At 58.8% G+C, this 24,689-nt stretch carries 24 protein-coding genes and 1 tRNA gene; 10 read left to right on the top strand and 15 right to left on the bottom strand.

Annotation, left to right across the window (positions count from 1 at the left end; genetic code table 11):
• Positions 1–38: 38 nt before the first annotated feature.
• The 3 genes from pgsA to uvrY all read right to left on the bottom strand — a co-directional run bounded on the left by pgsA (position 39) and on the right by uvrY (position 3,262).
• On the bottom strand, positions 39–587 hold the full coding sequence (pgsA, locus tag FVV99_RS14830) for a CDP-diacylglycerol--glycerol-3-phosphate 3-phosphatidyltransferase (RefSeq protein ID WP_148254873.1): 549 nt from the start codon (positions 585–587) through the stop codon (positions 39–41).
• A 61-nt stretch (positions 588–648) separates the two neighbouring features.
• Positions 649–2,463, bottom strand: coding sequence for an excinuclease ABC subunit UvrC (uvrC, locus tag FVV99_RS14835; protein ID WP_148254874.1), 1,815 nt, complete (start codon positions 2,461–2,463; stop codon positions 649–651).
• A gap of 151 nt (positions 2,464–2,614) precedes the next feature.
• A complete protein-coding gene (uvrY, locus tag FVV99_RS14840; RefSeq protein ID WP_148254875.1) occupies positions 2,615–3,262 on the bottom strand; it encodes a UvrY/SirA/GacA family response regulator transcription factor in 648 nt (215 codons plus the stop codon).
• Positions 3,263–3,476: 214 nt separating this feature from the next.
• On the opposite strand from uvrY, the gene FVV99_RS14845 reads away from it, so the two are divergent.
• Positions 3,477–3,552, top strand: a tRNA-Ala gene (locus FVV99_RS14845).
• A gap of 92 nt (positions 3,553–3,644) precedes the next feature.
• On the opposite strand, the gene argF is transcribed toward FVV99_RS14845, so the two are convergent.
• Complete coding sequence (argF, locus tag FVV99_RS14850) at positions 3,645–4,565, bottom strand: ornithine carbamoyltransferase (protein ID WP_148254876.1); 921 nt, start codon at positions 4,563–4,565, stop codon at positions 3,645–3,647.
• A 201-nt stretch (positions 4,566–4,766) separates the two neighbouring features.
• Here argF and grxD point away from each other — a divergent pair, with 201 nt between their 5' ends.
• Positions 4,767–5,117 (top strand): Grx4 family monothiol glutaredoxin, encoded by a 351-nt coding sequence (gene grxD, locus FVV99_RS14855; protein ID WP_148254877.1) that lies wholly within the window; start codon positions 4,767–4,769, stop codon positions 5,115–5,117.
• A gap of 33 nt (positions 5,118–5,150) precedes the next feature.
• On the opposite strand, the gene rnt is transcribed toward grxD, so the two are convergent.
• Positions 5,151–5,816 carry a ribonuclease T gene (rnt, locus tag FVV99_RS14860; protein ID WP_148254878.1) on the bottom strand — a complete coding sequence of 222 codons (666 nt, stop codon included), beginning with the start codon at positions 5,814–5,816 and terminating at the stop codon, positions 5,151–5,153.
• A gap of 203 nt (positions 5,817–6,019) precedes the next feature.
• Between rnt and FVV99_RS14865 the strand changes: the two genes are divergently transcribed.
• Genes FVV99_RS14865 through FVV99_RS14875 form a run of 3 tightly spaced genes read left to right on the top strand, consistent with a single transcriptional unit; the run spans position 6,020 to position 8,720 of the window.
• Positions 6,020–7,240: an argininosuccinate synthase gene (locus FVV99_RS14865; protein ID WP_148254879.1), complete on the top strand. Its 1,221-nt coding sequence runs from the start codon at positions 6,020–6,022 to the stop codon at positions 7,238–7,240.
• Positions 7,241–7,259: 19 nt separating this feature from the next.
• Positions 7,260–7,556: an HlyU family transcriptional regulator gene (locus FVV99_RS14870; protein ID WP_148254880.1), complete on the top strand. Its 297-nt coding sequence runs from the start codon at positions 7,260–7,262 to the stop codon at positions 7,554–7,556.
• Between the two features lie 15 nt (positions 7,557–7,571).
• On the top strand, positions 7,572–8,720 hold the full coding sequence (locus FVV99_RS14875; RefSeq protein ID WP_148254881.1) for a DUF294 nucleotidyltransferase-like domain-containing protein: 1,149 nt from the start codon (positions 7,572–7,574) through the stop codon (positions 8,718–8,720).
• 48 nt (positions 8,721–8,768) lie between these two features.
• On the opposite strand, the gene FVV99_RS14880 is transcribed toward FVV99_RS14875, so the two are convergent.
• From FVV99_RS14880 to FVV99_RS14895, 4 genes are read right to left on the bottom strand one after another with little or no spacing between them, the layout of a single operon-like run.
• The gene (locus tag FVV99_RS14880; protein WP_148254882.1) at positions 8,769–11,501 is read right to left on the bottom strand and encodes a sensor histidine kinase; all 2,733 of its coding nucleotides are present in this window, start codon (positions 11,499–11,501) and stop codon (positions 8,769–8,771) included.
• Positions 11,498–11,719 (bottom strand): hypothetical protein, encoded by a 222-nt coding sequence (locus FVV99_RS14885; RefSeq protein WP_148254883.1) that lies wholly within the window; start codon positions 11,717–11,719, stop codon positions 11,498–11,500. The genes FVV99_RS14880 and FVV99_RS14885 overlap by 4 nt, the downstream gene beginning before the upstream one ends.
• Positions 11,716–13,767, bottom strand: coding sequence for a 3'-5' exonuclease (locus tag FVV99_RS14890; protein WP_148254884.1), 2,052 nt, complete (start codon positions 13,765–13,767; stop codon positions 11,716–11,718). The genes FVV99_RS14885 and FVV99_RS14890 overlap by 4 nt, the downstream gene beginning before the upstream one ends.
• A complete protein-coding gene (locus tag FVV99_RS14895; RefSeq protein ID WP_148254885.1) occupies positions 13,764–14,138 on the bottom strand; it encodes a response regulator transcription factor in 375 nt (124 codons plus the stop codon). The genes FVV99_RS14890 and FVV99_RS14895 overlap by 4 nt, the downstream gene beginning before the upstream one ends.
• 80 nt (positions 14,139–14,218) lie before the next feature.
• Between FVV99_RS14895 and FVV99_RS14900 the strand changes: the two genes are divergently transcribed.
• The 5 genes from FVV99_RS14900 to FVV99_RS14920 all read left to right on the top strand — a co-directional run bounded on the left by FVV99_RS14900 (position 14,219) and on the right by FVV99_RS14920 (position 19,227).
• Complete coding sequence (locus FVV99_RS14900; protein WP_330860735.1) at positions 14,219–14,932, top strand: glutathione S-transferase family protein; 714 nt, start codon at positions 14,219–14,221, stop codon at positions 14,930–14,932.
• A 130-nt stretch (positions 14,933–15,062) separates the two neighbouring features.
• Positions 15,063–16,739 carry a carbon starvation CstA family protein gene (locus FVV99_RS14905; RefSeq protein ID WP_148254886.1) on the top strand — a complete coding sequence of 559 codons (1,677 nt, stop codon included), beginning with the start codon at positions 15,063–15,065 and terminating at the stop codon, positions 16,737–16,739.
• A gap of 31 nt (positions 16,740–16,770) precedes the next feature.
• Complete coding sequence (locus FVV99_RS14910; RefSeq protein ID WP_148254887.1) at positions 16,771–17,073, top strand: cory-CC-star protein; 303 nt, start codon at positions 16,771–16,773, stop codon at positions 17,071–17,073.
• Between the two features lie 67 nt (positions 17,074–17,140).
• Positions 17,141–18,148 (top strand): ArsA family ATPase, encoded by a 1,008-nt coding sequence (locus FVV99_RS14915; protein WP_148254888.1) that lies wholly within the window; start codon positions 17,141–17,143, stop codon positions 18,146–18,148.
• A gap of 17 nt (positions 18,149–18,165) precedes the next feature.
• On the top strand, positions 18,166–19,227 hold the full coding sequence (locus FVV99_RS14920) for a tRNA-queuosine alpha-mannosyltransferase domain-containing protein (protein ID WP_148254889.1): 1,062 nt from the start codon (positions 18,166–18,168) through the stop codon (positions 19,225–19,227).
• On the opposite strand, the gene nth is transcribed toward FVV99_RS14920, so the two are convergent.
• The 6 genes from nth to rsxB are packed head-to-tail and all read right to left on the bottom strand — an operon-like array spanning position 19,224 to position 24,686.
• Entirely contained in the window at positions 19,224–19,859 is a 636-nt protein-coding gene (nth, locus tag FVV99_RS14925) for an endonuclease III (RefSeq protein WP_148254890.1), read from the bottom strand. The genes FVV99_RS14920 and nth overlap by 4 nt on opposite strands.
• Positions 19,860–19,915: 56 nt before the next feature.
• On the bottom strand, positions 19,916–20,617 hold the full coding sequence (locus FVV99_RS14930) for an electron transport complex subunit E (protein WP_148254891.1): 702 nt from the start codon (positions 20,615–20,617) through the stop codon (positions 19,916–19,918).
• Positions 20,614–21,267 carry an electron transport complex subunit RsxG gene (gene rsxG / locus FVV99_RS14935; protein ID WP_148254892.1) on the bottom strand — a complete coding sequence of 218 codons (654 nt, stop codon included), beginning with the start codon at positions 21,265–21,267 and terminating at the stop codon, positions 20,614–20,616. The genes FVV99_RS14930 and rsxG overlap by 4 nt, the downstream gene beginning before the upstream one ends.
• Positions 21,264–22,337, bottom strand: a complete 1,074-nt coding sequence (locus FVV99_RS14940) for an RnfABCDGE type electron transport complex subunit D (protein ID WP_148254893.1) — start codon at positions 22,335–22,337, stop codon at positions 21,264–21,266. Before FVV99_RS14940 ends, rsxG begins: the two co-directional genes overlap by 4 nt.
• The gene (gene rsxC, locus FVV99_RS14945) at positions 22,334–24,064 is read right to left on the bottom strand and encodes an electron transport complex subunit RsxC (protein WP_148254894.1); all 1,731 of its coding nucleotides are present in this window, start codon (positions 24,062–24,064) and stop codon (positions 22,334–22,336) included. Before rsxC ends, FVV99_RS14940 begins: the two co-directional genes overlap by 4 nt.
• The gene (gene rsxB, locus FVV99_RS14950; protein ID WP_148254895.1) at positions 24,057–24,686 is read right to left on the bottom strand and encodes an electron transport complex subunit RsxB; all 630 of its coding nucleotides are present in this window, start codon (positions 24,684–24,686) and stop codon (positions 24,057–24,059) included. Before rsxB ends, rsxC begins: the two co-directional genes overlap by 8 nt.
• Between the last annotated feature and the right edge of the window lie 3 nt (positions 24,687–24,689).

The following is a 24,689-nucleotide window of genomic DNA, read 5'->3' on the forward strand; positions in this document are numbered from 1 at the left end:
ATGGTCAAGGAGTTAATAAACACAGGTTCGGGCCCCGGTTACATGGAGCGGCTGAGGTGCGGCCAGGCAGCACGCAGATACTGAATCATCGACCATAGCGTCAACAATGCTGCGGCATAAAGAACCACGACGCCAGCGATGGCGGGGAGTGTGCCGGGCGCGAACCCCAATAGGATCAGCAGAGCCACCATCTGCATGGTCGTCTTGAATTTCCCGGTCCAGGAAACGCCGACACTGGCGCGTTTTCCCATTTCCGCCATCCATTCGCGTAGCGCCGAGATAACGATTTCACGGCCGATGATGACCAGCGCCGGCAAGGTTAGCCAGACGGCGTCGTAACGTTCGATGAGCAGAGCTAGCGCTACGGCCACCATCAACTTATCGGCCACTGGATCGAGGAAGGCGCCAAACGGTGTGCTCTGATCCCAGCGTCGTGCCAGGTAGCCATCCAACCAGTCCGTCACCGAGGCGCAACCGAAGAGCAGCGCCGAAACCGGCAGACTCCAGCTATAAGGCAAATAGAATATGACGACCAGCAAAGGGATGAACGCGATACGTGCCAGGGTGAGAAGGTTGGGAATATTCATGGAGCGCTCGCGAATCCTTGCTGATAAACGGAAATGCCCATTCTATATACCTTGGCCGGGATCATCCATGTAATGCCTGGTGAATGGACGTTGCCAGGCTGGCGCTGATGCCTGGCACGCGAGCCAGTTCATCTCGACTGGCTTGACGTACGCCTTGAAGTCCGCCGAAGAAGCGTAGCAACTCACGTCGTCGTTTCGGGCCGACCCCGGGGATATCCTGCAAGGTCGATGTACGGCGTCGCTTGTCACGCTTGGCTCGATGGCCACTTATCGCGAAGCGGTGGGCTTCGTCACGGATATGTTGAATCAGATGAAGTGCTGGCGACGATCCTTCGAGATTGAGTGTACGGTCGACGGTTTCGAGGAAGAGTGTTTCCAGCCCGGGTTTGCGTGTCGTCCCCTTGGCGACACCGAGGAGCAGGACGTCATTGACGCCGAGGTCGGCGAAGACATCGCGTGCCATGTTCAGTTGTCCTTTTCCCCCGTCCACCAGCAGGACGTCCGGCCGTTTCCCTTCGCCGTTGACCATGCGTTTGAAACGTCGGGTCAACGCTTGTTTCATGGCTGCATAGTCGTCTCCGGCAGCCACGCCATCGATATTGTAGCGTCGGTAATCTTCCTTGACGGGGCCTTGGGGTCCGAACACCACACAGGAGGCGACCGTGGCTTCCCCATGGCTGTGACTGATATCGAAACACTCCAGTCGTTGCAGCGGCTCGTCGAACTGTAGTGCGTCTTTCAATGTGTCGAGGCGTTTCTCCATTTGGGATTGATCGGCCAACTGGCTGGCAAGTTGCTGGTCGGCATTGGTTTGTGCCAGTTGCAACCATTGTGCGCGATGGCCGCGAACTTCACTGGTCAGGCGAATACGCTTGCCGGCACGTTCCGTCAAAGCGCCCTGTAGCAGGTCTCTGTCAGGAAGCGGGTGCGAGGTGATGACCTCGTTGGGTAGCTCACGTCCCTGGCCAAGATAGTACTGGCTGACGAACTCACCGAGCAGGGCCTCCGGCCCCAGGTCCAGGCCGTTTTCCGGGCGATGATGACGGGCGCCGAGCATGCGACCTTGACGCACTGTCAGGACCGAAACGCTGAGGCCGCCAGGCCGGTCGGCCAGTGCGAAGACATCGGCGTCTCCGCCGTCGGTATCGACGAACTGCCGTGATTGCAACTGACGTAGCTGCTGTATCTGGTCGCGCAGCCGGGCGGCTTCCTCGAACTGCAATGCGTTGCTGGCTGCCTCCATGGCATTGGTCAGGGCATCCGTGACTTGTTCGCTCTTGCCTTGTAAACACATGATGGCGTGCTCGACGTCACGTCGGTAATCGGATTCGCTGATATAGCCGACGCAGGGAGCACTACAGCGATTGATCTGGTATTGAAGACAGGGGCGCGTACGATTCTCGAAGACGCTATCTTCACAGTTGCGCGTGCGAAAGATCTTCTGCATCAGTGACAGGCTCTCGCGTACGGCGGTGCTGCTGGGGTAGGGCCCCAGGTAACGGCCGTCATCACGCCGGATTCGGGCCCGCTTGTACTCCAGTGCCGGGTAGGGATGGCGGTCGCTGACGAATACGAACGGATAGGACTTGTCGTCACGCAGCAGGATATTGTAAGGCGGGCGTAACTCCTTGATCAGCGATTGTTCCAACAGCAGCGCTTCGAGCTCACTGCGAGTGACCGTGGTCTGGATGTCTGCGATACGGGCAACCAGTGCCTGAGTCTTGGCATTGAGATTACCGCGGAAATAGCTGGCCAGACGGGACTTTAGCCGTTTGGCTTTGCCCACATACAACGTGTTCCCCTGGTCGTCGAACATGCGATAGACACCAGGTGATGCGCTGACGGTGCTGAGGAATTGCTTGGCGTTGAAACTCATGCGGGTGCCAGTACCACTATACCGGGTTATGGGTCGGCCATTAGTTTATCAGAGCCTGCTTGGCAGGTATTCAGAGTCATCTCTCCAGTCAATCGGAGCGTGGATGACATGATATTGGGTGCACGCCCTTCCGGATCAAGGCCGAGAGATGTCAGGTTTCGCTTCGATAGCCATCGACTAGGCCGTAGCGGAGCCCTAGGTGGGTCAATTCGACATCGGAAGTGACACCGAGTTTCTCGAAGATTCGGTAGCGATAGGTATTCACGGTTTTGGGGCTCAGGAAAAGACTGTCGGAGATTTCGCTGACCCGCTGGCAGTTGACGATCATGATGGCAACTTGCAGCTCGCGGTGCGATAGATTATCGAAAGGGTTGTCCTCGGAGTCGATTCTCGCGAGCACCAGGCGCTGAGCGATTTCGGGGCTGATATAGCGCTGTCCGGCAAAGACGGTACGTATGGCCATGACCATATCGGTGGGTTCCGCCCCTTTGCTGATGAAACCGCTGGCACCGGCATCCAGCAGGCGTTGAGCGAAAGTGTCATCGAGGAAGGCAGTCAATACCAGCACATGGACATTGGCGATACCGCTGGCGATCTTGCGTGTCGCCTCCAGCCCGCCGATACCCGGCATGCGGATGTCCATGAGCACGATGTCCGGGTGCACCTGGCGGGCCAAGGCAATGGCACCTTCACCATCGACGGCTTCACCGACGACGGTGATGCCTTCTTCAGCGTCCAGCAGCCGGGCGATACTGGCCCGTACTATATGGTGATCGTCTGCGACTAGAACCTTGATCAAAAGAACACTCGCTACCTAGAAGGCCTGGTTGCCGGATGCGGCCATCCGTGACCGCAGGAAGCCACTATATTAGCTGTGAATGGCTTATCTATCCAGACAGTCAATAGTCAATGTGCGATGTGTCAAAATGAGTCGCCAAGAGTTGACGGCGCATGGGTGGTTACTTATCATGCTTTGCGTTCTGGGGCTGCATGTTCACGCAGTTTCCGGTAGTGGGGCCTTAGCTCAGCTGGGAGAGCGCAACACTGGCAGTGTTGAGGTCAGCGGTTCGAGCCCGCTAGGCTCCACCATATGGATACTAAGAGAAAGCCGCCATGCATTTCGCATTGGCGGCTTTCTTGTATCGGCTGAGTCAGGAGGCTGGGCGCCGTCCCGGGCCGATTCAATGCTCGATGCGGCCCAGCAATAGAAACTCAAGCAGTGCCTTCTGGGCATGCAGCCGGTTACCGGCCTCTTGCCAGACCACGGCACGCGGGTCATCGAGCAATGTTTCACTGATCTCCTCGCCACGGTGTGCCGGCAGGCAGTGCAGGAAAATGGCATCGTTTGACGCCCTGTCCAGCAAAGCTTCGGTGACCTGAAAACCCTTGAAGTCAGTTTCACGGCGGGCTTGTTCCTCTTCCTGACCCATTGAAGCCCAGACATCGGTCGTTACGAGATCGGCCCCGTCGACGGCCGCTTGGGGATCACGCAGGATAGTGACACGATCACCGGCTGCTGCGGTGATGGCGGAGTCAGGATCATAGCCTTCGGGACAGCAGATACGCAGATTGAAGTCGAATTGACGCGCTGCATTGATCCAGGAGTGGCACATGTTATTGCCATCACCGATCCATACGGCGGTCCTGCCACGGATGTTGCCGTGCCGTTCGGCCCAGGTCATGACGTCGGCAAGCAACTGACAGGGATGGTAATCGTCGGTGAGGGCGTTGATGACCGGCACCTCGCTGGCGGTCGCAAAGGCATGCAGGTCGTCATGGGAAAACGTACGGATCATGACCGCATCGACCATTTCGGACAGCACCCTGGCCGTGTCCCCGATCGGTTCGCCACGACCTAGCTGCGTGTCGCGCGGAGACAGGAAGAGAGCATGGCCGCCGAATTGTGCCATGGCAGTTTCGAAGGAAACGCGCGTGCGAGTCGACGATTTCTCGAAAATCATCGCGAGCGTACGATTGCTGAAGGGGGTATAGGTCGGTCCATGCGTCTTGAGGCCATTCTTGATGGTAATGGCACGTTGTATGAGATAGGCCAACTCATCGGATGACAGATCAAGCAGGGTCAGGAAGTGGCGGGTTGCCATGGCATCGCTCCGCGAAGAAAAACTTCCATCCTAGCCAGAAGCCCGGTGACGCGCAATCACTCGTAGGCGTGGTTGCGACTAGGGGTGTTTTCAGCGTCCCGGCATCAGTAGAATGTGATGACGACCATTAGTCGACCACTGCACTCAGGTATTTACCTGCTGTGTCATGCTGGTCGATGGAGACTTTTGTGGAGGCTTGTCATGAGTGAGACCGTCGAAAAAATCGAGCAGCAGATTCGTGAGAACCCCATTCTCATCTACATGAAGGGGACGCCTCAATTACCGCAATGCGGATTCTCTGCTCAAACTGTGCAGGCGTTGATGGCATGTGGTGAGCGATTCGCGTTCGTCAATGTGCTCGACAATCCGGACATTCGCGCGGAGCTGCCTAAAGTCGGCAATTGGCCGACCTTCCCGCAATTATGGGTTGAAGGGGAGCTCGTCGGCGGCTGCGATATCGTGGCCGAAATGTATCAGAACGGCGAACTCGAAACCCTGATCAAGGAAGCAGCATCTCGAGCGGGCGCCAGTGAGGATCAGAACGACGCTTGAGTCGTTGATGCCGGGCGAATGGCGGCATGTGGGTCAGTCTTCCTCCATGCCCTGTTCGCGCTGGGCCAGATTCCAGCCACCAAGATCCTTGAAACGGTTGACGATCGTACAGAACAATTCCGCGGTGCGTTCGGTATCGTAGCGTGCCGAGTGTGCTTCCGTATTGTCGAACTCGATACCGGCTGCACGGCAGGCTTTGGCCAGCACTGTCTGGCCATAGACGAGCCCTGACAGGGTTGCGGTGTCGAAGCTCGAGAAAGGGTGGAAGGGGTTGCGCTTGATGTTGCAGCGATTGGCCGCAGCATTCAGGAAACCATGGTCGAAAGCCGCGTTATGCCCCACCAGGATGGCGCGCGTGCATTGGTTTCCCTTGATCGCCTTGCGCACCGGGCGAAAAATTTCCCCCAGGGCTTCCTGTTCCGAGAGTGCGATTCTTTTGCGTAGTGGGTCGTCGAGCTTGATCCCCGTAAAATCCAGAGCAGATTGTTCGATGTTGGCTTGCTCGAAGGGTTCGATGTGGAATGCGTAGGTGGCATCCGGTATGAGATTACCCTCGGGGTCCATGCAGAGGGTGACGGCAGCCATTTCCAGAATGGCATCACGCTGGGGGTCGAACCCGCCCGTCTCGATATCCACCACAACGGGCAGGTAACTGCGGAAACGTTGCGCCATCAACTCGCGAGCATGTGCCTCGCTCATTCATTTCTCCCTAACCCAAGATATGACACACCCTGCCTTTGATGTTGCCTCGTTGTCAGGCGTCGGCTAGCGACGAAACGTCGCTGCCAAGGGCTGCGCGCCAGTCTAGCAGCTTTGATGGTGGAGCGTCGCGTGGGGCGGTATTCGTGACGCTCCAACAACGCTATAATCTAATGATTCACTATGAGTTACAGGAGCCCAGAATGTCCGATGTCAAGAAGGTCGTGCTTGCCTACTCCGGCGGCCTGGACACGTCCGTGATCGTCAAATGGTTGCAGGAAACCTATGATTGCGAAGTGGTGACCTTCACCGCCGACATCGGTCAGGGTGAGGAAGTCGAGCCCGCACGCGCCAAGGCACAGGCACTGGGTGTCAAGGAGATCTACATAGAAGATCTGCGCGAGGAGTTCGTTCGGGATTACGTCTATCCGATGTTTCGGGCCAATACGATATACGAAGGTGAATACCTGCTCGGTACTTCCATCGCCCGGCCGCTGATCACCAAGCGCTTGATCGATATCGCCAACGAGACTGGCGCCGATGCCATTGCCCATGGGGCGACCGGTAAAGGCAACGACCAGGTGCGTTTCGAACTGGGTGCCTATGCGCTCAAACCGGGAGTCAAGGTCATCGCTCCTTGGCGTGAGTGGGATTTGACGTCGCGCGAGAAACTGATGGCCTATTGCGAGGCGCATGAGATCCCCGTCGATTTTGCCGCTAACAAGAAGAAGTCACCGTATTCGATGGATGCCAACCTGCTGCATATCTCCTATGAAGGCGGCATTCTCGAAGATCCCTGGGCGGAAGCCGAAGAGGACATGTGGCGGTGGAGCGTCTCTCCCGAGGCAGCTCCCGATACGCCGACTTACGTCGAGCTGACCTTCGAGCAAGGCGACATCGTGGCCATCGATGGTGAACGGCTCAAGCCCCATGAGGTGCTTAGCAAGCTCAATGCGCTGGGGGGCGACAACGGCATCGGTCGTCTCGATATCGTCGAGAACCGTTATGTCGGCATGAAATCCCGTGGCTGCTACGAAACTCCGGGTGGCAACATCATGCTGCGTGCCCATCGCGCCATCGAATCCTTGACGCTGGATCGCGAAGCGGCTCACCTGAAAGACGAACTGATGCCGAAGTATGCCGAAGTGATTTACAACGGTTATTGGTGGAGCCCCGAGCGCAAGGCGTTACAGGCGGCCATTGACGAGACCCAGCAGCATGTTTCCGGCGTGGTGCGCATGAAGCTCTACAAGGGAAGTGCAACCGTGGCCGGACGTAAGTCGGATCAGTCGTTGTTCGATGAGTCGATTGCGACCTTCGAGGATGATGCCGGGGCGTACGATCAGAAAGACGCCGAAGGCTTCATCAAGCTGAATGCGCTGCGCTTGCGTATCGCCGCATCCAAAGGCAGAAACGCTCGTTGAACGCCAGGAGGGAGGTCGCATGCTGAAGAAACTATTGGCCGGTTGGTTCGGTGGCGGCGATGAGACCTCCTCTGAAGCGGAACCGGTGGAGTACAACGGTTATCTTATCGTCGCCGATCCTCAGGATGTCGGTGGGCAATATCGCGTTAGCGGATGGATTCGCAAGCCGGTCGAAGGCGGTGAAATGCTGGAACATCGCTTCGAGCGCTCGGACGTCGTGGCAGGCCGTGACGCTTGTGAGGAACTGATGATCAGCAAGGCCCAGCGCTTCATCGATGACCTGGGCGATGATATGTTCGATTCCTCCTCCTCATGAGTCAGTCGAGGCGCTATGCGTCTTTTGCACCGAGCGTCTTCATGGCGCCATTTGTTTGCCGAAGAAGCGCTACCGGCTCCCGAGTCGTTGCCTGCGTTGCTTGCTCCGCTGGCGGAGGCGTTGACTCGGCTCGGGGAATCTCCGTCGCTTGCTCAGGCCAAGGCCTGGCAGCCCACTCTGGTCGATGCACTCTGGCGGCTCGACCTTCCTGCATGGCGTATCGCTCAGCTCATCAGTGACCATGATGTCCGGTTGTATCGCCGCGCCATCGATATGGCACTCGACGATTTGCAAGCGACCGGATGGGGGGAGCCGCCGGTTCGGTTCTGCGTGCTCGTGATGGGGTCCGTGGCTCGGCATGAGAGCCTACTGGGGCCGGATCAGGATAACGGCATGATCGTCGAGGACTATCCTGATGCACGGCATGTCGAGTTCGATGGCTACTTTCAAGCGTTGGGTGAGCGCTTTACGGCCCGGTTGGACGATGCCGGCCTTCCCTTGTGCCACGGCCATGTCATGGCGTGCTGGCCGATGTGGCGCAAACGGTTGGGCGAATGGTGTGAACAACTGGATATCTGGAGTGCCGAGCGGCATACCAAGCGGGTTCAGCAACTCAACATCTTGAGTGATTTCACCCCTGTCTACGGCGAGGAGACACTGGCCGAGACGCTACGTCATTACCTGGTGGGGCAGCTCGGCCGTGCATCGTTATGCCTGAATGAAATGGCGCAATTGCTCGATGAAGTACCCGTGGCACTGGATCGGTTGGGGCGCTTGTGCGGTGACGGTAAAGACGCCCCTCATGACCGCGCGGTCAATCTCAAGCGCCAGGGCATCATGCCTCTGGTGAGTGCTACACGACTGCTGTCGCTGGTTCATGGCATCAAACGGACCGATACGCGCCACCGGCTGAACGACTTGGTGGCGGCGGCGGTGCTTGACGCCGACGACGCGCAGGACGTCATCGCTGCACTCGACCGTTTGCAGAGCATTCTTCTGGTCAGTCAGATGGCGAATCTCAAGGCTAGCCGCCAGGCGGATGGATGGGTGGATATGGCGACCCTCGATAGTGCCACGGCATTGATGCTGCGCCACGATTTGCAGACGATCCGTCACCTGGTGAGGCTAGCCCGCTCGTCGATTGAGAAACACAGAATGTGGTAAGGCGTGTTTCTTTACCCTTCGTGCGACCCGGTCACGTGCGTTCCTCTGTCAAGCGCTTCGTTCCGGCAGCTCCATGACCAGGCATGCGCCCCCCAAGGTAGCGGCTTCCTCTATCCATAACCGCCCGCCTAGATGGGCAACGATACCCCGGCTGATCGGCAACCCGAGGCCACTGCCCCGCGGGCGGCCACGAGATTGGCCGTGACCGGTGCGTTGTGGCTGGAGTTGGTGGAACTTCTCGAATACGCGTTCCCGGTCCGCCGGATCGACACCGTTGCCGTTATCCTCGACGCTGAGTCGAAAACGGTCCTTGTGGCGAGCGAGGGCAAGGCGGACGTGCGGCGTTTGTTCATCGGCAAACTTGGCGGCATTGTCCAGCAGATTGATGATCACCTGTTCGAGCCGGTCCGGGTCGCCGATCACCGGAGCGGTGTCGACTTGCAGGTCGACCGTCAGTGTTACGCCACGATCTTGCTGGACCTGTTGTACGGCATCGACACTTTGGCGAGTGAGCGTGACCAGGTCCAGCGGTTGTGGATTCAATGTGAGGCGCCCCGATTCGAGCCTTGCCAGGTCGAGGATCTCTTCGATCAATCGCGACAGGCGTTGGCTTTCCCATACCACGACGTCGAGGAAATGCTCTCGTTTGTCGTTGGGCAAGTCGGGGCTGTCACGCAGGATCTCGGCAAATGCCCTGATCGAGGTCAATGGGGTGCGCAATTCATGGCTGACCATGGCAACGAATTCGTCCTTGAGTCGATCCAATTCCCGCAGGCGTTCGTTGGCACTGCGCAGCTCTTCTCCGATGCGTGCCAGCTCCTGTGATTTCTGTTCAAGGCGGCGATTGTACTCCAGCGTTTGCGACGTGGTATCCAGGATGCTCAGTACCGCTTCCAGATCGAGTGCCTCACCTCGCACCACGGAATGAATCAGTACACGTGCCGAAGCGCTCCCTAATGCGCCTGACAATGCCTGTTCGGCTCTGGCAATCGTTTCCGGTGCGACGGGCTGGTCGTCATCATGGTCGTTGGCCGATACCGCGAGTACCCGTCGTGTCGCGGATGTGCCCAGATAACGGCCAAGCAGGGTGCGTAATTCTCCATGGGTGGTTTGGCCCTGCCACAATGAACGATAGACCAGCGAGGAGTGTAACGCCTCGGTGAAGAGGGCAGCCTGCGTCTGCTCCAGTCGCGTCTGACGGGTGAACAGTGAGATGACGATCAACGACCCTGCATTGGCCAGTAGACTCCATAATAAGGAATGACTATAGATATCCCAGCCTTCCAGACCAAACAGCGCATAAGGGCGTAGCCATTCCCAACCGAAAAGCCCCGTGGCGAGGAAACCATCATCCAGCCAGCCGGATTGGGCGAATCCGGGAATCAAGAGGGTGTGGCACCAGACCAGAAATCCGGCGATCAGGCCGATGATGGCTCCCAGACGTGTGGCGCCACGCCAGTAAAGGCCGAACAGCAGAGCGGGAGCGAATTGGGCAGCGGCGGCGAATGATACCAGGCCGATGGTGACCAGGCTGTAGGCGTCGCCCACCAGGGCGTGATAGAGATACCCCAGCAGCAGGATCAGGATGATGGCGATGCGGCGTATTCCCAGTAGCCAGCCGGACAGATCCTTCCGACTACCAGGATGGAATCGGCGCGAGCGAAGCAGCAGCGGCATGATGAGCTGGTTGCTGACCATCGTCGACATGGCAATTGTCTCGACGATGACCATGCTGGTCGCTGCCGATAAACCACCAATGAAGACCAGCAAGGGCAATCCCTCCAGCCCGGCGGAAAGTGGCAGCGTCAATACGAAACTGTCAGGGTCGCTACCGGCGTCGCCGATCAACAGCCCGGCCAGTGCCACTGGGATAACGAAAAGATTGATGGCCAGTAGGTAAAGCGGGAACAGCCAGCTTGCTCGCTTGAGGTGATGTTCATCGACATTTTCCACGACCAGAATCTGGAACTGGCGCGGCAAGGTCAGGAATGCCAAGAATGCCATCGCCAACGTACCTACCCACCCAACGGCGCCACCGGGCACGGCTTCCAGGCTTAGCAAACGGGTCAGGTCGTTCGACTGTTGCGCCGTCGCTAACAGCTCGCCGGGCCCTCTGAACAGGACGAATACCGTGAATACCCCGACGGACAGAAAGGCGATCAGCTTGATCAACGACTCGAAGGCGATGGCGGCGACCATCCCTTCGTGGCGTTCGCTGGCATCCAGGTGGCGAGTTCCGAACAGGATGATGAAGACGGCCAGCACCAGTGCCACCCAGAATGATTTGTCCGCCCAGAAGTTCTCCTCGGCCATGCGCAATTCCGGCACGTCGGGATAGTTCATCAACACGGCATGGCTGAGCGTGATGGCTTTGAGCTGCAATGCGATGTAGGGCGTGATGCCGATCAGAGCAATCAGTGCGACCAGTGCACCCAGACCGACGCTCTTGCCGTAACGAGCACTCAGAAAATCGGCGATCGAGGTGATGCGTTGAGCACGGGCGATGCGCACCATCTTGCGAATGATGAATGGGCTGGCAAGCATTGCCAGAGTCGGCCCGAGATAAATCAGGAGAAAACTCGGCCCACCTTCCGCGGCTCGCCCCACACTGCCGTAGAACGTCCAGGCCGTGCAGTAGACAGCGATCGACAGAGCGTAAATGGTAGGCGAACCAATGACCGAACGTCCTTGTTCGGCACGGCGGTCTCCCCAGGCGGCAATGACGAACAGCAGTGCCAGATATCCAAACGCGATACCCAGCACCACGGCATCCGTCCTCATCTTGCGTCATCCTCGCATGACTCGTCATGAGTGGGCCGTTCCATCAACCATGCCATCAGCAGAATCACCGCCCCCCAAGCCAGAAACAGGTAGATGGGCAGAGCCGAGATGCCGTCTGGCCTGTATCGATCGAACACAAGTATCAGTGGTGGAGAGAATAACAACACGGCCAACCCGATCAGCGCGATCAAACGCTCCTTGTGTCGTGCCGGTTTCATGCGCTGGCATCCTCTCTGTCGAATGCGCCGGCCTGGAGGGTCAGTACGTCGCCGAGCGTAGCGACTCCACGTGCTTCCAGGCGCGGTACCAGCATCAACCACAGGGTGGCTGTCAGGCGTGCGTCGCCGAGTGCGGTATGGCGAGCACCATCGGGAACCTGTAGATCGTAGCGGGCGGCCAGCGTGTCCAGGTCATGGCCATCAAGGCCTTCGTCGAGAGCGCGAGAGAGTAACAGGGTGTCAATGATCGGCATCGAGAAATCGGTGTGGTTTCCAGGCGGTTGAATGGCCAGCATATCGAAGGCGGCGTTATGTGCCAGGAGAGCGGCGTCGCCGATATACTCCCGAAAGCGCGGCAACACGACACTCAGTGGCGGCGCACCGGCAACATCCGTATCGGTAATGCCATGGATGGCGGTACTGTCCGGGGGGATGGGCCGACCGGGGTCGATACGCTGATCGAAGGTATCGTCGGCCAGTAACCGGTGGTTGACGATTCGGCAGGCTCCCAGACTGATCGTGCTGTCGCCGCGGCGTAACTCCAGTCCCGTTGTCTCGGTGTCGAAGGCAACGATATCCAGTGCTCGCAAAGGGCGGCGTGTGATCGCCATATCCGGTGAGGGAAGTTCGGCGATACCGAAGTCGTGGAATTCGGGACGAGGCGGGCGCCGTGTGTGCGGGGCGCCAACTTTGTCGACGGCGGGTAGCGGCAGCCTCAGCCGGGCATGTTGATGGTCTTCGTCGGCCAGGCTCCAGACATCGCTGTCATGGTGTCGCAGTAAATCACCCACGGTCGGCGAAAGGGGCAACGAGGCGAGCTGCATGCCACACCAAGTGGCGAGCACCTGATGAGGCACTGGTGTGCCCTGCCAGATCAGGTCGAGATAGACTCGCTTATTGCCCAGGCACACCTCCACGTCGATGGTCGCTTGGCCGGCATGGTCGGACAGGCATTCCAGCAGACGTTCCAACAGGATCAACAACGCCGGCGCATCGGCCCTGAACCAAGCGGGAATGCCGATGGGCACGAGTCGTAACGGTGCACCGTTCAGGCGATGATTGAGCGACACAAACAGATCGTTCGACCACACGGGAACCAATCGCTCGCCTCGTCGCCGCATTTCGTCAAGCAAGCTACCCAGTTGTTCAATGCTCTTGCCGAGCGAACGACTCTCTTCCTCGATGACCGTTTCCAACCGCTGCTGCAGCGCGTCGGTATTCTGATGGTAACTCATTACGCTGGCGGCACTACTCAAACTGGCACTATGTCGACGCAGGTCAGGCAGCAGCTCGCCGAATTGCCGACGATATTCCATGTCACAGGCCCAAGCGTCGGTTGCATCGCGGAGAGTCAGCAGCGTTTCGCCCTGGCTATCCGGTATGCGGCGCAAGGTTCCATGCAACCAGCGGTCACCGTAGGGCACGAAGGCTTCGCGCGGCGTGCCGTCATCAGGCAGGGCATGCAAGGCATCCTGAAGACTTCGCGTCGTCAACAAGTTATCGAGACGTTTGCCCAGTCCCAGCCCGATGCATTCGGAGAAAAGCGTTTCGGCGGCGTGATTGAACAGGATCAGTCGCTGGTGCTGGTCGCACAGTAACAGTGGAACGTCGAGGATCTGCAGAACGGCTTCGAGCTCCCGACGTATGCGTGCGGCACTCCGCGCCCCTTCGGTATGGGCGGAAGACAGGCGTTGCCGGTCGCTGCGCCACCCCTCGCGCAGCCGTTCGAAATCGGGGCCGAGTCCACGCAACCAGCCTTCCAGTGGATAATCGTCACGGGCATCGGGATTGGCCGCCAGTCGGGCCATGAGAACATGCAGGTGACGAAGCGGGGTCAATAGGCGTCGCGACAGCAGAAGGCCCGCGCAGACGACGACAAGACTCGTGGATAGACAGGCCAGCCAGAGCAAGGCTTGCGTCACTCCGGAGGGCGATAGCCGGGCATCGAGCCAGAGGGCCAGAAACACTCCCCCGAACAGCGTTATGCCACTGAGCATGAGCCAGATGCCGAGCAGATGTTGATGCTTTGGCAAATGGCGATGTCTCATCTCGTCTCTCCTTCGAGCAAGGCGAGAACCTTGTCGATGAGACCTTGGGTGGAAAAGGGCTTGGTGACATAGTCATCGGCGCCGAGTGCCAAGCCTTTCTCGCGTTCGACCTCACGGCCATGGGCGGTCAGCATGATGATCGGTAGACGTGAGTGGTGCGGCGAGGCACGCAGCCGTTCCAGCACATCGAATCCGCTCATGCCGGGTAAGCTGATATCCAGCAGCATCAGGTCGGGTGCGGTATCGGCAATACTTGCCATGGCACTTTCGCCATCCATCGCCGTCATCACGTCAAACCCGGCTTGCTGCATGAGAAACTCCAGCGACAGTACGATGTTCGGCTCATCATCCACCACCAGGATCCGGGCCATGGGCGTCTCCTTTGGCTGTTCTAGTCGAAGTTTAGTGTGCCGATCGCTTGATGCGAAAGACGACCTTGGCAGGAGTTGGTATGGTGGCGCGTTTCGAGTCCATGGGCTGGGAGAACACGATGATCAAGGTGCACCATCTGGCAAACTCGCGTTCCCAACGAGTGGTATGGCTGCTTGAAGAGCTCGGTGTCGATTACGAGATCGTCACCTATCAACGCGACCCCAATACCATGCTGGCACCGGAATCGCTGAAGCGCGTTCACCCGCTAGGTAAGTCGCCGGTGATCAGTGACGACGAGCATGGCGGCCGAGTCGTTGCGGAATCCGGTGCGATTCTCGAGTATTTACTTGAACGCTGCGGCGATGGCCGGTTGGGACCGCCGGCAGGGAGTGACGAGCGCTTGCGTTACCGTTTCTGGTTGCATCATGCAGAGGGCTCGGCCATGCCGCCACTGGTGATGCAACTGGTCTTTTCGCGCTTGGGCAAACCGCCGGTGCCGGCCCTGTTTCGACCGATCGGCAAGCTCTTGGGTCAAGGCGTGCAGCAGAAGTTTCTCGATCCGCAGGTCGAGGACCTCATGAGCTTGTGGGAAAGCGAACTGGCCCGCTCGACCTGGTTTGCCGGCAATGATTTTACCGCTGCCGATATCCAGATGAGTTTCCCGGTGCTGGCTGCAGACATACGTTTCGGTTTACAGGCTTACCCGCATTTGACCGCATTCGTCGCACGCCTGCGTGAACGGACCGCGTACCAGCGTACGGTGGATAAAATTGGTGAGTTCGGCAGGGGATGAATTACGACTTTCGACGTAATTTTGCCGTTACAGACAGATGGCGTATGGAATTATTTGCATCGAGTCATCACCATTAGGCGGATAACCATTATGACTGTCGACCACCGTACCACTCCCAGGAGCCACGCTCATGAGTGCAATCGTTCTACTGGTGATCGGTCTTGGTGCCATGGCACTGGGGTACTTCGTGTATTCGAAGTTCATCGCCGAAAAGATCTTCCGTCTGGATCCCGATTTTCGCACGCCGTCGTATGAATACGAGGACGGTGTTGACTATGTACCGACCAACCGCTTTGTCCTATGGGGACACCATTTCACGTCAGTGGCGGGGGCCGCTCCGATCGTCGGTCCGGCCATTGCGGTCATTTGGGGCTGGTTGCCGGCCTTTCTGTGGGTCATATTGGGCACAATCTTCTTTGCCGGCGTGCATGATGCCGGTGCAATCTGGGCGAGCGTACGCAACAAGGCCAGGTCGATTGGGGCTTTGACCGGTGACGTGGTCGGTAAACGGGCGCGCAGCCTGTTCATGGTCGTCATTTTCCTGGTGTTGTTGATGGTCAACGCCGTGTTTGCGGTGGTCATTGCCGGTTTGATGATGGACTTCTCGAGTGCCGTGGTGCCGGTCTGGGGGGCCATCCTGGTCGCGTTGATCATCGGGCAACTCATCTATCGGCGCATACTCAGCCTGCCTATGGTGTCTCTGCTCGGCGTCATCGCCCTGTATGCACTGATTGGTCTCGGGCCCTCGGTCCCTCTGCAGATGCCTGATGCGGTCGGAGGCATGTCGGGCAATGCCGTCTGGATTCTGATCCTGTTCGGTTATGCCACCATCGCTTCGCTGCTTCCGGTCTGGGTCTTGCTGCAGCCGCGCGATTACATCAATGGTCTGCAACTGTTCATCGGCCTGATCGTACTGTATGGCGCCATTGTGTTGATGAATCCCACGATGGTGGCACCGGCCTTCAACGAGAACGTGCCGGAGGGCACGCCATCGCTGTTACCGCTGCTGTTCGTGACGATCGCTTGCGGAGCCATCTCCGGCTTCCACGGCTTGGTCTCTTCAGGTACGACCTCCAAGCAGCTCGACAAGGAGACGGATGTACGTTTCGTCGGTTACTTTGGTGCCATAGGCGAAGGGTCGCTGGCTCTGGCCGCGATTCTGGCGGCGACGGCAGGTTTCGCCAGTGTCGCCGATTGGGAAAGTATGTACTCGGCCTTCGGCCAGGGGGGCGTGACGGCCTTTGTCGAAGGGGGAGCCTATATCATCAATCATGGTCTGGGGCTGCCGGAAGCGACGGCCGCGACGCTGTTGACCGTCATGGCCGCCCTGTTTGCCGGTACCACCATGGATACCGGGTTGCGGCTGCAGCGCTACATCTTTCAGGAATGGGGAGCAATCTATGGCCTCGACTGGATGAAAAAGGGGGTTCCCGCGACATTGCTGGCGGTAGGCAGTTGCTTGTTGCTGGCCTTCGGTGCCGGTGGTGCTGATGGGTCTGGCGGTTTGATCATATGGCCATTGTTCGGTACGACCAATCAACTGCTGGCCGGCCTGACCCTGTTGGTCATCACTGTCATGCTGGTAAGGCTCAAACGCCCCATGTGGTACACACTGGCACCGCTGTGCTTCCTGTTGGTCATGACCGTCGCCGCACTGATCACACAACTGCGTGGTTTCTACAATGATGGCAACTACTTCCTGTTGTTTCTGGATATCGTGGTGCTGATAGCTGCGGTCTTCGTGTCGCTGGAATGTGCCTCGACGCTCAAACGGCACCGTCGCGACGTCGCGCAACAGCAGGAATGAGAAACTCTGTGAGTCTTGCGAGGAGTGGGACATGAAAGACGATCGTGACGATGACCATGACGCTCGTCGCGACGGGTGGCGGGCCTGGCTGAGTCAGGCCCGCTTCTTCGCTGAGGAGGTGTACTCAGCCCGCTACCGCGGTGCGATAGCGCGAGCCCGGCGAGATGAAGACGATCTGTTCATGCTGCTGGTCTTTTCGGAAATGATGGGGGTGCCCAATCCAGCATCCTATTACACCCTGGAATTGCAGCCGTTGTTACTGGAACGCTTTCACGACTGGCACAAGCGAATGGGCATGGAGCGTTCGCCACTCGACCACTTTCGGTGCTGTTGACATCTTGACGATGGGTGTCGTCGGGCGTCTCATGTATCGCCACCTGTGTCAGTGACTGGAGTCGACCATGGATAAACTGCTTGAACACCGTCTGCTATGGGTGGGCGGCAAGGGAGGCGTCGGCAAGACCTCGGTCGCGGCAGCACTGGCGGTATTGGCGGCGCGTCGGGGGCGCCGTGTGCTCATTGTCTCGACCGACCCGGCGCACAGCCTCGGTGATGTCTTCGATCGCAGCCTGGGTGATGATCCACGTCGTTTGTTACCGGGGCTGGATGGCATGGAAATTGATCCCGATGCCGAGGTCGATGCTCACCTCAAGCGTGTAATCGATCAAATGAGACGGTTCGCCGCCCCCGAAATGATGGGCGAACTGGAGCGTCAGATGCGTACTACGCGGGAATCGCCGGGTACCCAGGAGGCGGCGTTGCTGGAGCGCCTGGCCCGGTTGGTGACCGCCGATGACGATGCCTATGACATGCTCATATTCGATACCGCGCCTACCGGTCATACGCTGCGTCTATTGACCCTTCCGGAAGCCATGGCAGCCTGGACCGATGGATTGCTGGCCCATAACCGCAAGTCGGAAGAACTGGGCAAGGTTCTCAAACACCTGACCCCGAAGGGTGGGCGAGACGTGTCGACGCCGTTCGACGATCCTCAGGAGGATGCCCTCAGCGATCTCGATGACCGTACGCGTGATGTCGCCCGGACGCTATTGGATCGTCGCCGCCTGTTCCATCGCGCACGCCGCTGTATCGCCAATCCTGAACAGAGTGCCTTCCTGTTCGTGATGACACCGGAACGCTTGCCGATTCTGGAAACGGGACGCGCGGTCCAAGCCCTGGAAGAGGCCGATATCCCGGTGGCCGGGACCATCGTCAATCGCGTCATACCCGAGGATGCCGATGGGGAATTTCTGCAGCGACGGCGGCGTCAGGAGGCGACATACCTGCAACGTATCGACGAGGAACTGGGGCATCTGTCGCGGCCTAGACTTCCCTGGCTGCCTACCGACATCCAGGGGATGACGGTGTTGGAAGACGTCGCCGATCGTCTCGAATCGATTGGCTTGTGACAGGGATCGAGTGATCGATGAAAGGTCTGTTGCTATCGGCGTATGCTGCCGTGAGCCATCGGCACTGGGTGCGCGGGATTCAGCACCATGTTCGAGATATCGAGTGGCATGTACTGGAATTGGCTCCGCGTCATTTTCGTTGGCGGATTCGCGGCAATCCGCTGAGCTGGATGCTCGACGCTGGGGAGGTGCTGGAAGCGGAGTACGACATCGTACTGGCGACATCGATGGTGGACCTGGCCACTCTGGTTGGCTTGTATCCGCACCTCGGCCGTGCGCACAAGATCGTCTACTTCCATGAGAACCAGTTTGCCTATCCGCTGGCGGCTGGACAGAAGCCCCAGGGCGAACCTTTGATGGTCAACCTGTATTCGGCGCTGACGGCCGATCGCGTTGCCTTCAATACCGCCTACAATCGCGATAGTTTTCTGGAGGGGGCGCGTCGATTCCTGAAGCAGATGCCGGAAAGAGTACCCATCGAATCGACGTTGGAGCGCCTGGGCAGAGAGGCTCACATCGTGCCGGTACCGATAGCGGATCGCGTGGCGAGCGATGCGCCGGTAGTACCGTGTCGGGGACGACGTATCGTCTGGAATCATCGCTGGGAGTATGACAAGAATCCCGATGATTTCTTCGGTGCCCTGAAGGTACTCCAGAGGCGAGGCGTCGAGTTCGAGGTGGCGGTGATGGGGCAGCAGTTCCGTCGGCATCCTGCCATCTTCGACGCCGCACGGGAGTGGCTGGATGGTCGTATCCTGTGTTGGGGAGCACAACCCGACGACCAGTATTGGGAGATCCTCGCACACGCCGACATCGTCGTTTCCACGACCTGGCATGAATTCCAGGGGATATCGATCATGGAAGCCGCTCAATATGGTTGTCTGCCACTGGTGCCTGAACGCTTGTGCTTTCCGGAGTTGTATCCGCCGGCCTATCGTTACGATGGCACCGAAGCCGATCTTGCGGCACGGCTGGCGCAGTGGCTTCAGACACCTGACAGCCGGCCCGACCCGTTGGATACCTCTTCCTGGCAATGGTCCCATCTGGCAGCGGTCTATCGGCGTCTATTGATCGATTAAATGTCCGTCTTGTCCTGGTACTCGCAGAGATCCTCGATGACGCAGCTACCACAGCGGGGCCTGCGTGCAATGCAGGTATAGCGGCCATGCAGGATCAGCCAGTGATGGGCATCCTGGCGAAACTCCCTGGGCACGTGACGCATCAGCTTCTCTTCGACTTCCACCACATTCTTGCCGGGGGCAATACGGGTGCGGTTGGCGACCCGGAAAATGTGCGTATCCACTGCAATCGTGGGCTCACCGAACGCGGTGTTCAGGATCACGTTGGCCGTCTTTCGACCAACGCCGGGTAGCGCTTCCAGTTCCGCACGAGTCCGGGGAACGTCACCGTCATGGCGTTCGACCAGCAGACGACAGGTCTTGATCAGGTTCTCGGCCTTGGAGTTGTATAGGCCAATGGTCTTGATGTACTCCTTCAGGCCATCGACGCCCAGATCGAGAATCTCCTGGGGGGTGTTGGCGATGGGAAATAGGCGAGCGGTGGCTTTGTTGACGCCGACATCGGTCGCTTGGGCGGAAAGCAGCACGGCCGTGAGTAACTCGAACGGCGTATGCCAATTGAGTTCCGTCGTCGGTTCGGGCATGGAGTCGCGCAAGCGAGTGAATATTTCGTAGCGTTTCTGGGCGTTCATTGTCGCGTCCAACGTAAGCAGTTACTGAGCATTGATGTGTGAAAAGCGCATTGTGTCTAGCGGATGACGCCGGTCACACGGACTCGCCGGCTTTCCGTGGCCGAGTGGGTAAGGCGCTGACGGCGACGCGCCAGATGATCATCTATCCAGTTCTTCAAAGCGATCAATAACCCGGTTGCAAAGAAAGCGCCGGGTGGAAGGATAAAAAACAGGAAATCGTAGTTCGCGAATACGGTGACCTGCCAATCGGCGGCGACGGGGCCGAGCAACTGCTGCATGTCGGCGAACAATGTACCCCGCCCGACCATTTCGCGTAGACCACCGAGCAATATCAGCACGGCTGCGAACCCAAGTCCCATCATCAAACCGTCGGTGGCGGCGGGTAGCAGCGAGTTTTTCGACGCGAAGGCATCGGCGCGTCCGAGAATGGCGCAGTTAGTGACGATCAATGGTATGAATATGCCCAATGTCTGGTGCAACTCGAAGGTATAGGCCTGCATCAATAGATCGGCACAGGTAACGAACGCGGCGATGATCATCACGAAAGCGGGAAGGCGCACGCTGGCCGGGACATGGTGACGAATCATCGATACCGACACGTTCGCGCCGATCAGTACCATCAAGGTGGCTAACCCTAATCCCATGGCATTGACCACACTGTTACTGACGGCCAGCAACGGGCATAAGCCGAGCAACTGAACCAGGGCTGGGTTGTTGCTCCACAAACCATTGCGGGCGAGTTCGTTGAACTGGCTCATTGGGGGGTATCCTGTTTCGTCTCCTGCCAACGGTCACGGTGATTTTCAGCGTAAACCAGACTGCGATGCACGGCCTGGACGACGGCGCGAGGCGTAATGGTGGCACCGGTAAACGCATCGAACTCGCCACCGTTCGATGCCACTTCCCAACCATCGTCATCGGGATCGCCTAGGCTACGACCGTTGAACGACTTGATCCAGTCGCTTTTGCGTCGTTCGATCTTGTCGCCAAGGCCGGGGGTTTCCTGATGCCGAGTGACACGTACACCGCTGACTGTGCCGGCATCGGTGATTCCCACCAGTAACTCGATATCGCCGTTGTAACCGTTGCCGGCAATGACCGGCAGAATCACGGTACCACGCTCATCGTGGGTGACGCGCCATGCCTGGAACGTGTCCGGATGACCAAGTGCGTCATTGGCGGGCAGTTGTAGCGTGTTGTCGAGTATCGAGCGAATCGGCATGTCACGCAGGTGGGATGGGAGAACTTCACCAAGCAGACGATGACGCCCTGCCAATCGGTTGTCGGCAATACGCTCTTCCGTCAACGCGCGCGTCGCGGCAACCACACCCACCGTGACCATGGCGAACATCCCCAGGCCTAGCGCCGCTCGAACGGTGGCGCGTATCAGATCCCGGCGTTCGCTCATGAAGACTCCTCGTCGTGATCGATCTTGGGCTTGATGCCGCGGCGCGGTCGTGAATGGCCATAGGCTCTGGGCTGAGTGTAATAGTCGATGAAGGGCACGCTGAAGTTCATCAGCAAAACGGCGAATGCAACGGCATCCGGGTAGGCGCCAGTGGTTCGGATTACCATGATCAGCAAACCGATGCCGGCGCCATAGAGTAGCTTTCCACGTCGACTGGTGGCGGCACTGACGGGATCGGTGGCGATGAAGAAAGCACCGAATAGCGTGGCGCCTCCCAACAGATGGAACAACGGCGAACCGTAATGACTGGGATCGATCGCGTATAGCAGGGTGGCTGCGACGATCAGACTACCGATCAGCGCGACCGGGATATGCCAGTCGATGATTCGCTTGTAGAGCAACAGCAAGCCACCTGCCAGCCAAGCCAGCGATACGCTGTACCAGGCTGCCAAGGTACCTTCGGGCAGTGGTGATGATGCCCAGAACTCGCTGGCCATGAGCATCTCGGGCTTGTTTCTGAAAGCGTCAAGCGCGGTAGCGCCGGTCCAGGTATCTGCCGCATCTTGCGGTGTCATTCCGACAACATGGGCGAGCGTGTCGATCACGCCGGGCGCTTGGGCACCGAATGGACCATGAGGTGCCGCCCATTGCGTCATGTCCACGGGGAATGATACGAGCAGCAGCGCATAACCCGCCATGGCGGGATTGAAAGGGTTGTGTCCCAACCCGCCGAATAGTTGTTTGGTCACGACGATGGCCATCGTCATGCCGACCAGTAGCAGCCACCAGGGCGAGGCCGGAGGCAACGATGCTCCGAGCAGTATTCCCGTGACCAGTGCGCTGTTGTCACTCAGAGTGGTGGCGACAGGGCGGCGGCGTAGTCGTAATACCAGGGTCTCCAGGCCCACTCCCATCACGGCGGCCAGCAACACATTGGTTATTACCCCCCAGCCGAAATGCCAGGTCAGCATGACGATGCCGGGTAGGGTCGCGGTAATGACCCAGCCCATGAGTCGGCCACTGTCACTGGCCTGGCGAGCCGCCGTCTGACTGGCATGCATCAGACTCATTGAGCGTTCTCCTGCGTGCCACGTGCCGCTTCGAGACGGGACTCGGTCGCTTTGAGGTTTTCCTGAGCGGTGGCGAGTTGCACCTCAAGATCCTCGATATCGCCGTCACCGGTTTCACTGGCACGTGCCAGCGCCTTCTCGGCTTTTCTGACTGCCGCTTTGGCGGCGGCCTGAGCGATGCGCAATGTCTTGACATCGTCACCACCGGTGGCTTGAGACGTATCCAGGGTAGTCTCATGACGCTCGCCCGCGGATCGATCGCGTGACTTGCGCTTCACCGCAGCGGCACGTGCTTGCCGTCTTGCTTCCTTCTCGGCGGCTTCACGTTCGGTTCTGGCCTGACGCAGTTCGAAGCGATGGCGTGCGTGTTCGGCTTTGCGTGCTTCATGATGGCGAAAACGAATCGAGTCCTTGGCGGCCCGGAAGTACTGTGCCAATGGGATATGGCTCGGACAGACGAAATCACAGGCGCCGCACTCGATGCAGTCGAAAAGATTGAACAGTTCCGCCTTGTCGTGATCATGCGAACGCGTGTGCCAGTAGAGTTGCTGAGGCAGTAAGCCCGCCGGACAGGCAGTCTCGCAGGCTCCACAACGAATGCAAGGCTGTTCGGGAGGCTGCGCCGGTAATTCCTCGGTCGTTGCCGCGATCAGACAGTTGCTGGCTTTGACCACGGGTAAATCGGCTTGGCTCAGTTCGAAGCCCATCAGCGGCCCGCCCATGACCAGTCGACTGACCGCCGCTTCGTGCCAGCCCGCCTGGGCCAGCAATGCATGCATGGGGGTCCCCAAGCGTGCTTCGATGTTGCCGGGTTGATGCAACGCCGCCCCAGTCAAGGTGATGATGCGAGAAACGAGGGGCTCGCCATCACGGACGGCGCGAATGGCAGCTCGCAAGGTGCCGGGGTTGTGGCATAGCACGCCGACATCGATGGGCAGGCCGCGGCTGGGGACTTCACGATTCAACAGTCGCTTGACCAGTTGCTTTTCCCCACCGCTGGGGTAACGGGTGCTAATCACCGTCAACTCAATGGGCACGTCAACCTGGTTGCCGATATCCGTACCATGCAGATGGGCTTCGAGTGCGGCGAGCGCTTCGGGTTTATCATCCTCGATACCGATCACGATCCGCTTGGCGCCACACAGCAATGCCATCAATCCGGCGCCTTCGACGACGTCGGGGGCATAGGTGCGAAGCGTCAAGTCGTCAGCCGTGATGTAGGGTTCGCACTCGGCGGCATTCACGATCAGGGTATCGATCGAGTGATCGTCGCGGCTGCATGTCTTGATCTGGGTCGGGAAGGTGGCACCTCCCAGTCCAACCACACCGGCTTGCTGGAGCCGTTCGACCAAGGCGTCGCGGTCGGTTTGATGCCAGTCCAGCGAGGGGAGGCGTTGCCATTCATCCTGCCCATCACCATCGATGATCAGGCATGGCGCCTTGCCGCCGGAAGGGTGCGGTACGGCATGCTCCTCGAGCGACCGAATCTCGCCGCTGATGCTGGCATGAATATTGGCCGATATCATCCCTTGAGCGATGGCGATGCACTCACCGGTACGCACACGCTGTCCCGGTATGACACATGGCTCGGCCGGTGCCCCGGTATGCTGTTTCAAAGGCAGTACGACCCGTGACGGCAAGGGAGCTTGACGTAAGGGCTCTTGCGCGGATGCCTGCTTACGTTGCGGGGGATGGATGCCGCCGGGGAAATCGAAGTCCCTAGCCATGTACGGCACCTTGCGTTGCCGAGGCGCGGTCAGTGGCGATCAAACCGGGCGCGGGTGTACGTTGGCCGGGGCCGGCGGGAAAGGGCCACTGCCAGTCGTCGAGCGTGGAGGGTCGAGGCACCATGTCGATGCAATCGACAGGGCAGGGGTCGACGCAGAGATCGCAACCCGTACACTCGTCGATGATCACGGTGTGCATATGGCGTGCGGCGCCCAGGATGGCATCGACGGGACACGCCTGAATGCACTTGGTACAGCCGATACACTCGTCCTCACGAATATAGGCGACCTTGGGCATGTCCTCGGCTTCGCCGTCGAGAGGCCGTACCTCGCGACCGAGCAAGTCGGCCAGATCACGAATCGTGCTATCGCCGCCCGGAGGACACTTGTTGATGGCCTCTCCTTCGCTTATGGCTTTGGCGTAGGGTTTACAACCGGGGTAGCCACATTGTCCGCACTGTGTCTGAGGCAACAACGCATCGATATGTTCGACGATCGGGTCGTCGTCGACACGGAATCGCTCGCCGGCAAAGCCCAGCAGAGCTCCGAAAACCAACGACAAGCTGGCCAGGGCCACGATCGCGAGCACAATACCGTTATCGATGATGACGAAATCGAGCATGGA

The organism is Aidingimonas lacisalsi (genome assembly GCF_008079445.1).
GTDB lineage: Bacteria > Pseudomonadota > Gammaproteobacteria > Pseudomonadales > Halomonadaceae > Aidingimonas > Aidingimonas lacisalsi.

What these genes read in the sequence shown, in the direction of transcription:
- FVV99_RS14905 (WP_148254886.1), top strand. Translation starts at nt 15,063, where the DNA reads ATGAGTGCAATCGTTCTACTGGTGATCGGTCTTGGTGCCATGGCACTG.
- nth (WP_148254890.1), bottom strand. Translation starts at nt 19,859, where the DNA reads ATGAACGCCCAGAAACGCTACGAAATATTCACTCGCTTGCGCGACTCC.
- rsxB (WP_148254895.1), bottom strand. Translation starts at nt 24,686, where the DNA reads ATGCTCGATTTCGTCATCATCGATAACGGTATTGTGCTCGCGATCGTG.
- FVV99_RS14870 (WP_148254880.1), top strand. Translation starts at nt 7,260, where the DNA reads ATGCTGAAGAAACTATTGGCCGGTTGGTTCGGTGGCGGCGATGAGACC.
- FVV99_RS14890 (WP_148254884.1), bottom strand. Translation starts at nt 13,767, where the DNA reads ATGAGACATCGCCATTTGCCAAAGCATCAACATCTGCTCGGCATCTGG.
- rsxG (WP_148254892.1), bottom strand. Translation starts at nt 21,267, where the DNA reads ATGAGCGAACGCCGGGATCTGATACGCGCCACCGTTCGAGCGGCGCTA.
- rnt (WP_148254878.1), bottom strand. Translation starts at nt 5,816, where the DNA reads ATGAGCGAGGCACATGCTCGCGAGTTGATGGCGCAACGTTTCCGCAGT.
- uvrC (WP_148254874.1), bottom strand. Translation starts at nt 2,463, where the DNA reads ATGAGTTTCAACGCCAAGCAATTCCTCAGCACCGTCAGCGCATCACCT.
- FVV99_RS14895 (WP_148254885.1), bottom strand. Translation starts at nt 14,138, where the DNA reads ATGGCCCGGATCCTGGTGGTGGATGATGAGCCGAACATCGTACTGTCG.
- FVV99_RS14900 (WP_330860735.1), top strand. Translation starts at nt 14,219, where the DNA reads ATGGTGGCGCGTTTCGAGTCCATGGGCTGGGAGAACACGATGATCAAG.
- pgsA (WP_148254873.1), bottom strand. Translation starts at nt 587, where the DNA reads ATGAATATTCCCAACCTTCTCACCCTGGCACGTATCGCGTTCATCCCT.
- FVV99_RS14865 (WP_148254879.1), top strand. Translation starts at nt 6,020, where the DNA reads ATGTCCGATGTCAAGAAGGTCGTGCTTGCCTACTCCGGCGGCCTGGAC.
- FVV99_RS14930 (WP_148254891.1), bottom strand. Translation starts at nt 20,617, where the DNA reads ATGAGCCAGTTCAACGAACTCGCCCGCAATGGTTTGTGGAGCAACAAC.
- FVV99_RS14915 (WP_148254888.1), top strand. Translation starts at nt 17,141, where the DNA reads ATGGATAAACTGCTTGAACACCGTCTGCTATGGGTGGGCGGCAAGGGA.
- FVV99_RS14880 (WP_148254882.1), bottom strand. Translation starts at nt 11,501, where the DNA reads ATGAGGACGGATGCCGTGGTGCTGGGTATCGCGTTTGGATATCTGGCA.
- grxD (WP_148254877.1), top strand. Translation starts at nt 4,767, where the DNA reads ATGAGTGAGACCGTCGAAAAAATCGAGCAGCAGATTCGTGAGAACCCC.
- FVV99_RS14910 (WP_148254887.1), top strand. Translation starts at nt 16,771, where the DNA reads ATGAAAGACGATCGTGACGATGACCATGACGCTCGTCGCGACGGGTGG.
- FVV99_RS14920 (WP_148254889.1), top strand. Translation starts at nt 18,166, where the DNA reads ATGAAAGGTCTGTTGCTATCGGCGTATGCTGCCGTGAGCCATCGGCAC.
- rsxC (WP_148254894.1), bottom strand. Translation starts at nt 24,064, where the DNA reads ATGGCTAGGGACTTCGATTTCCCCGGCGGCATCCATCCCCCGCAACGT.
- argF (WP_148254876.1), bottom strand. Translation starts at nt 4,565, where the DNA reads ATGGCAACCCGCCACTTCCTGACCCTGCTTGATCTGTCATCCGATGAG.
- FVV99_RS14875 (WP_148254881.1), top strand. Translation starts at nt 7,572, where the DNA reads ATGCGTCTTTTGCACCGAGCGTCTTCATGGCGCCATTTGTTTGCCGAA.
- FVV99_RS14885 (WP_148254883.1), bottom strand. Translation starts at nt 11,719, where the DNA reads ATGAAACCGGCACGACACAAGGAGCGTTTGATCGCGCTGATCGGGTTG.
- FVV99_RS14940 (WP_148254893.1), bottom strand. Translation starts at nt 22,337, where the DNA reads ATGAGTCTGATGCATGCCAGTCAGACGGCGGCTCGCCAGGCCAGTGAC.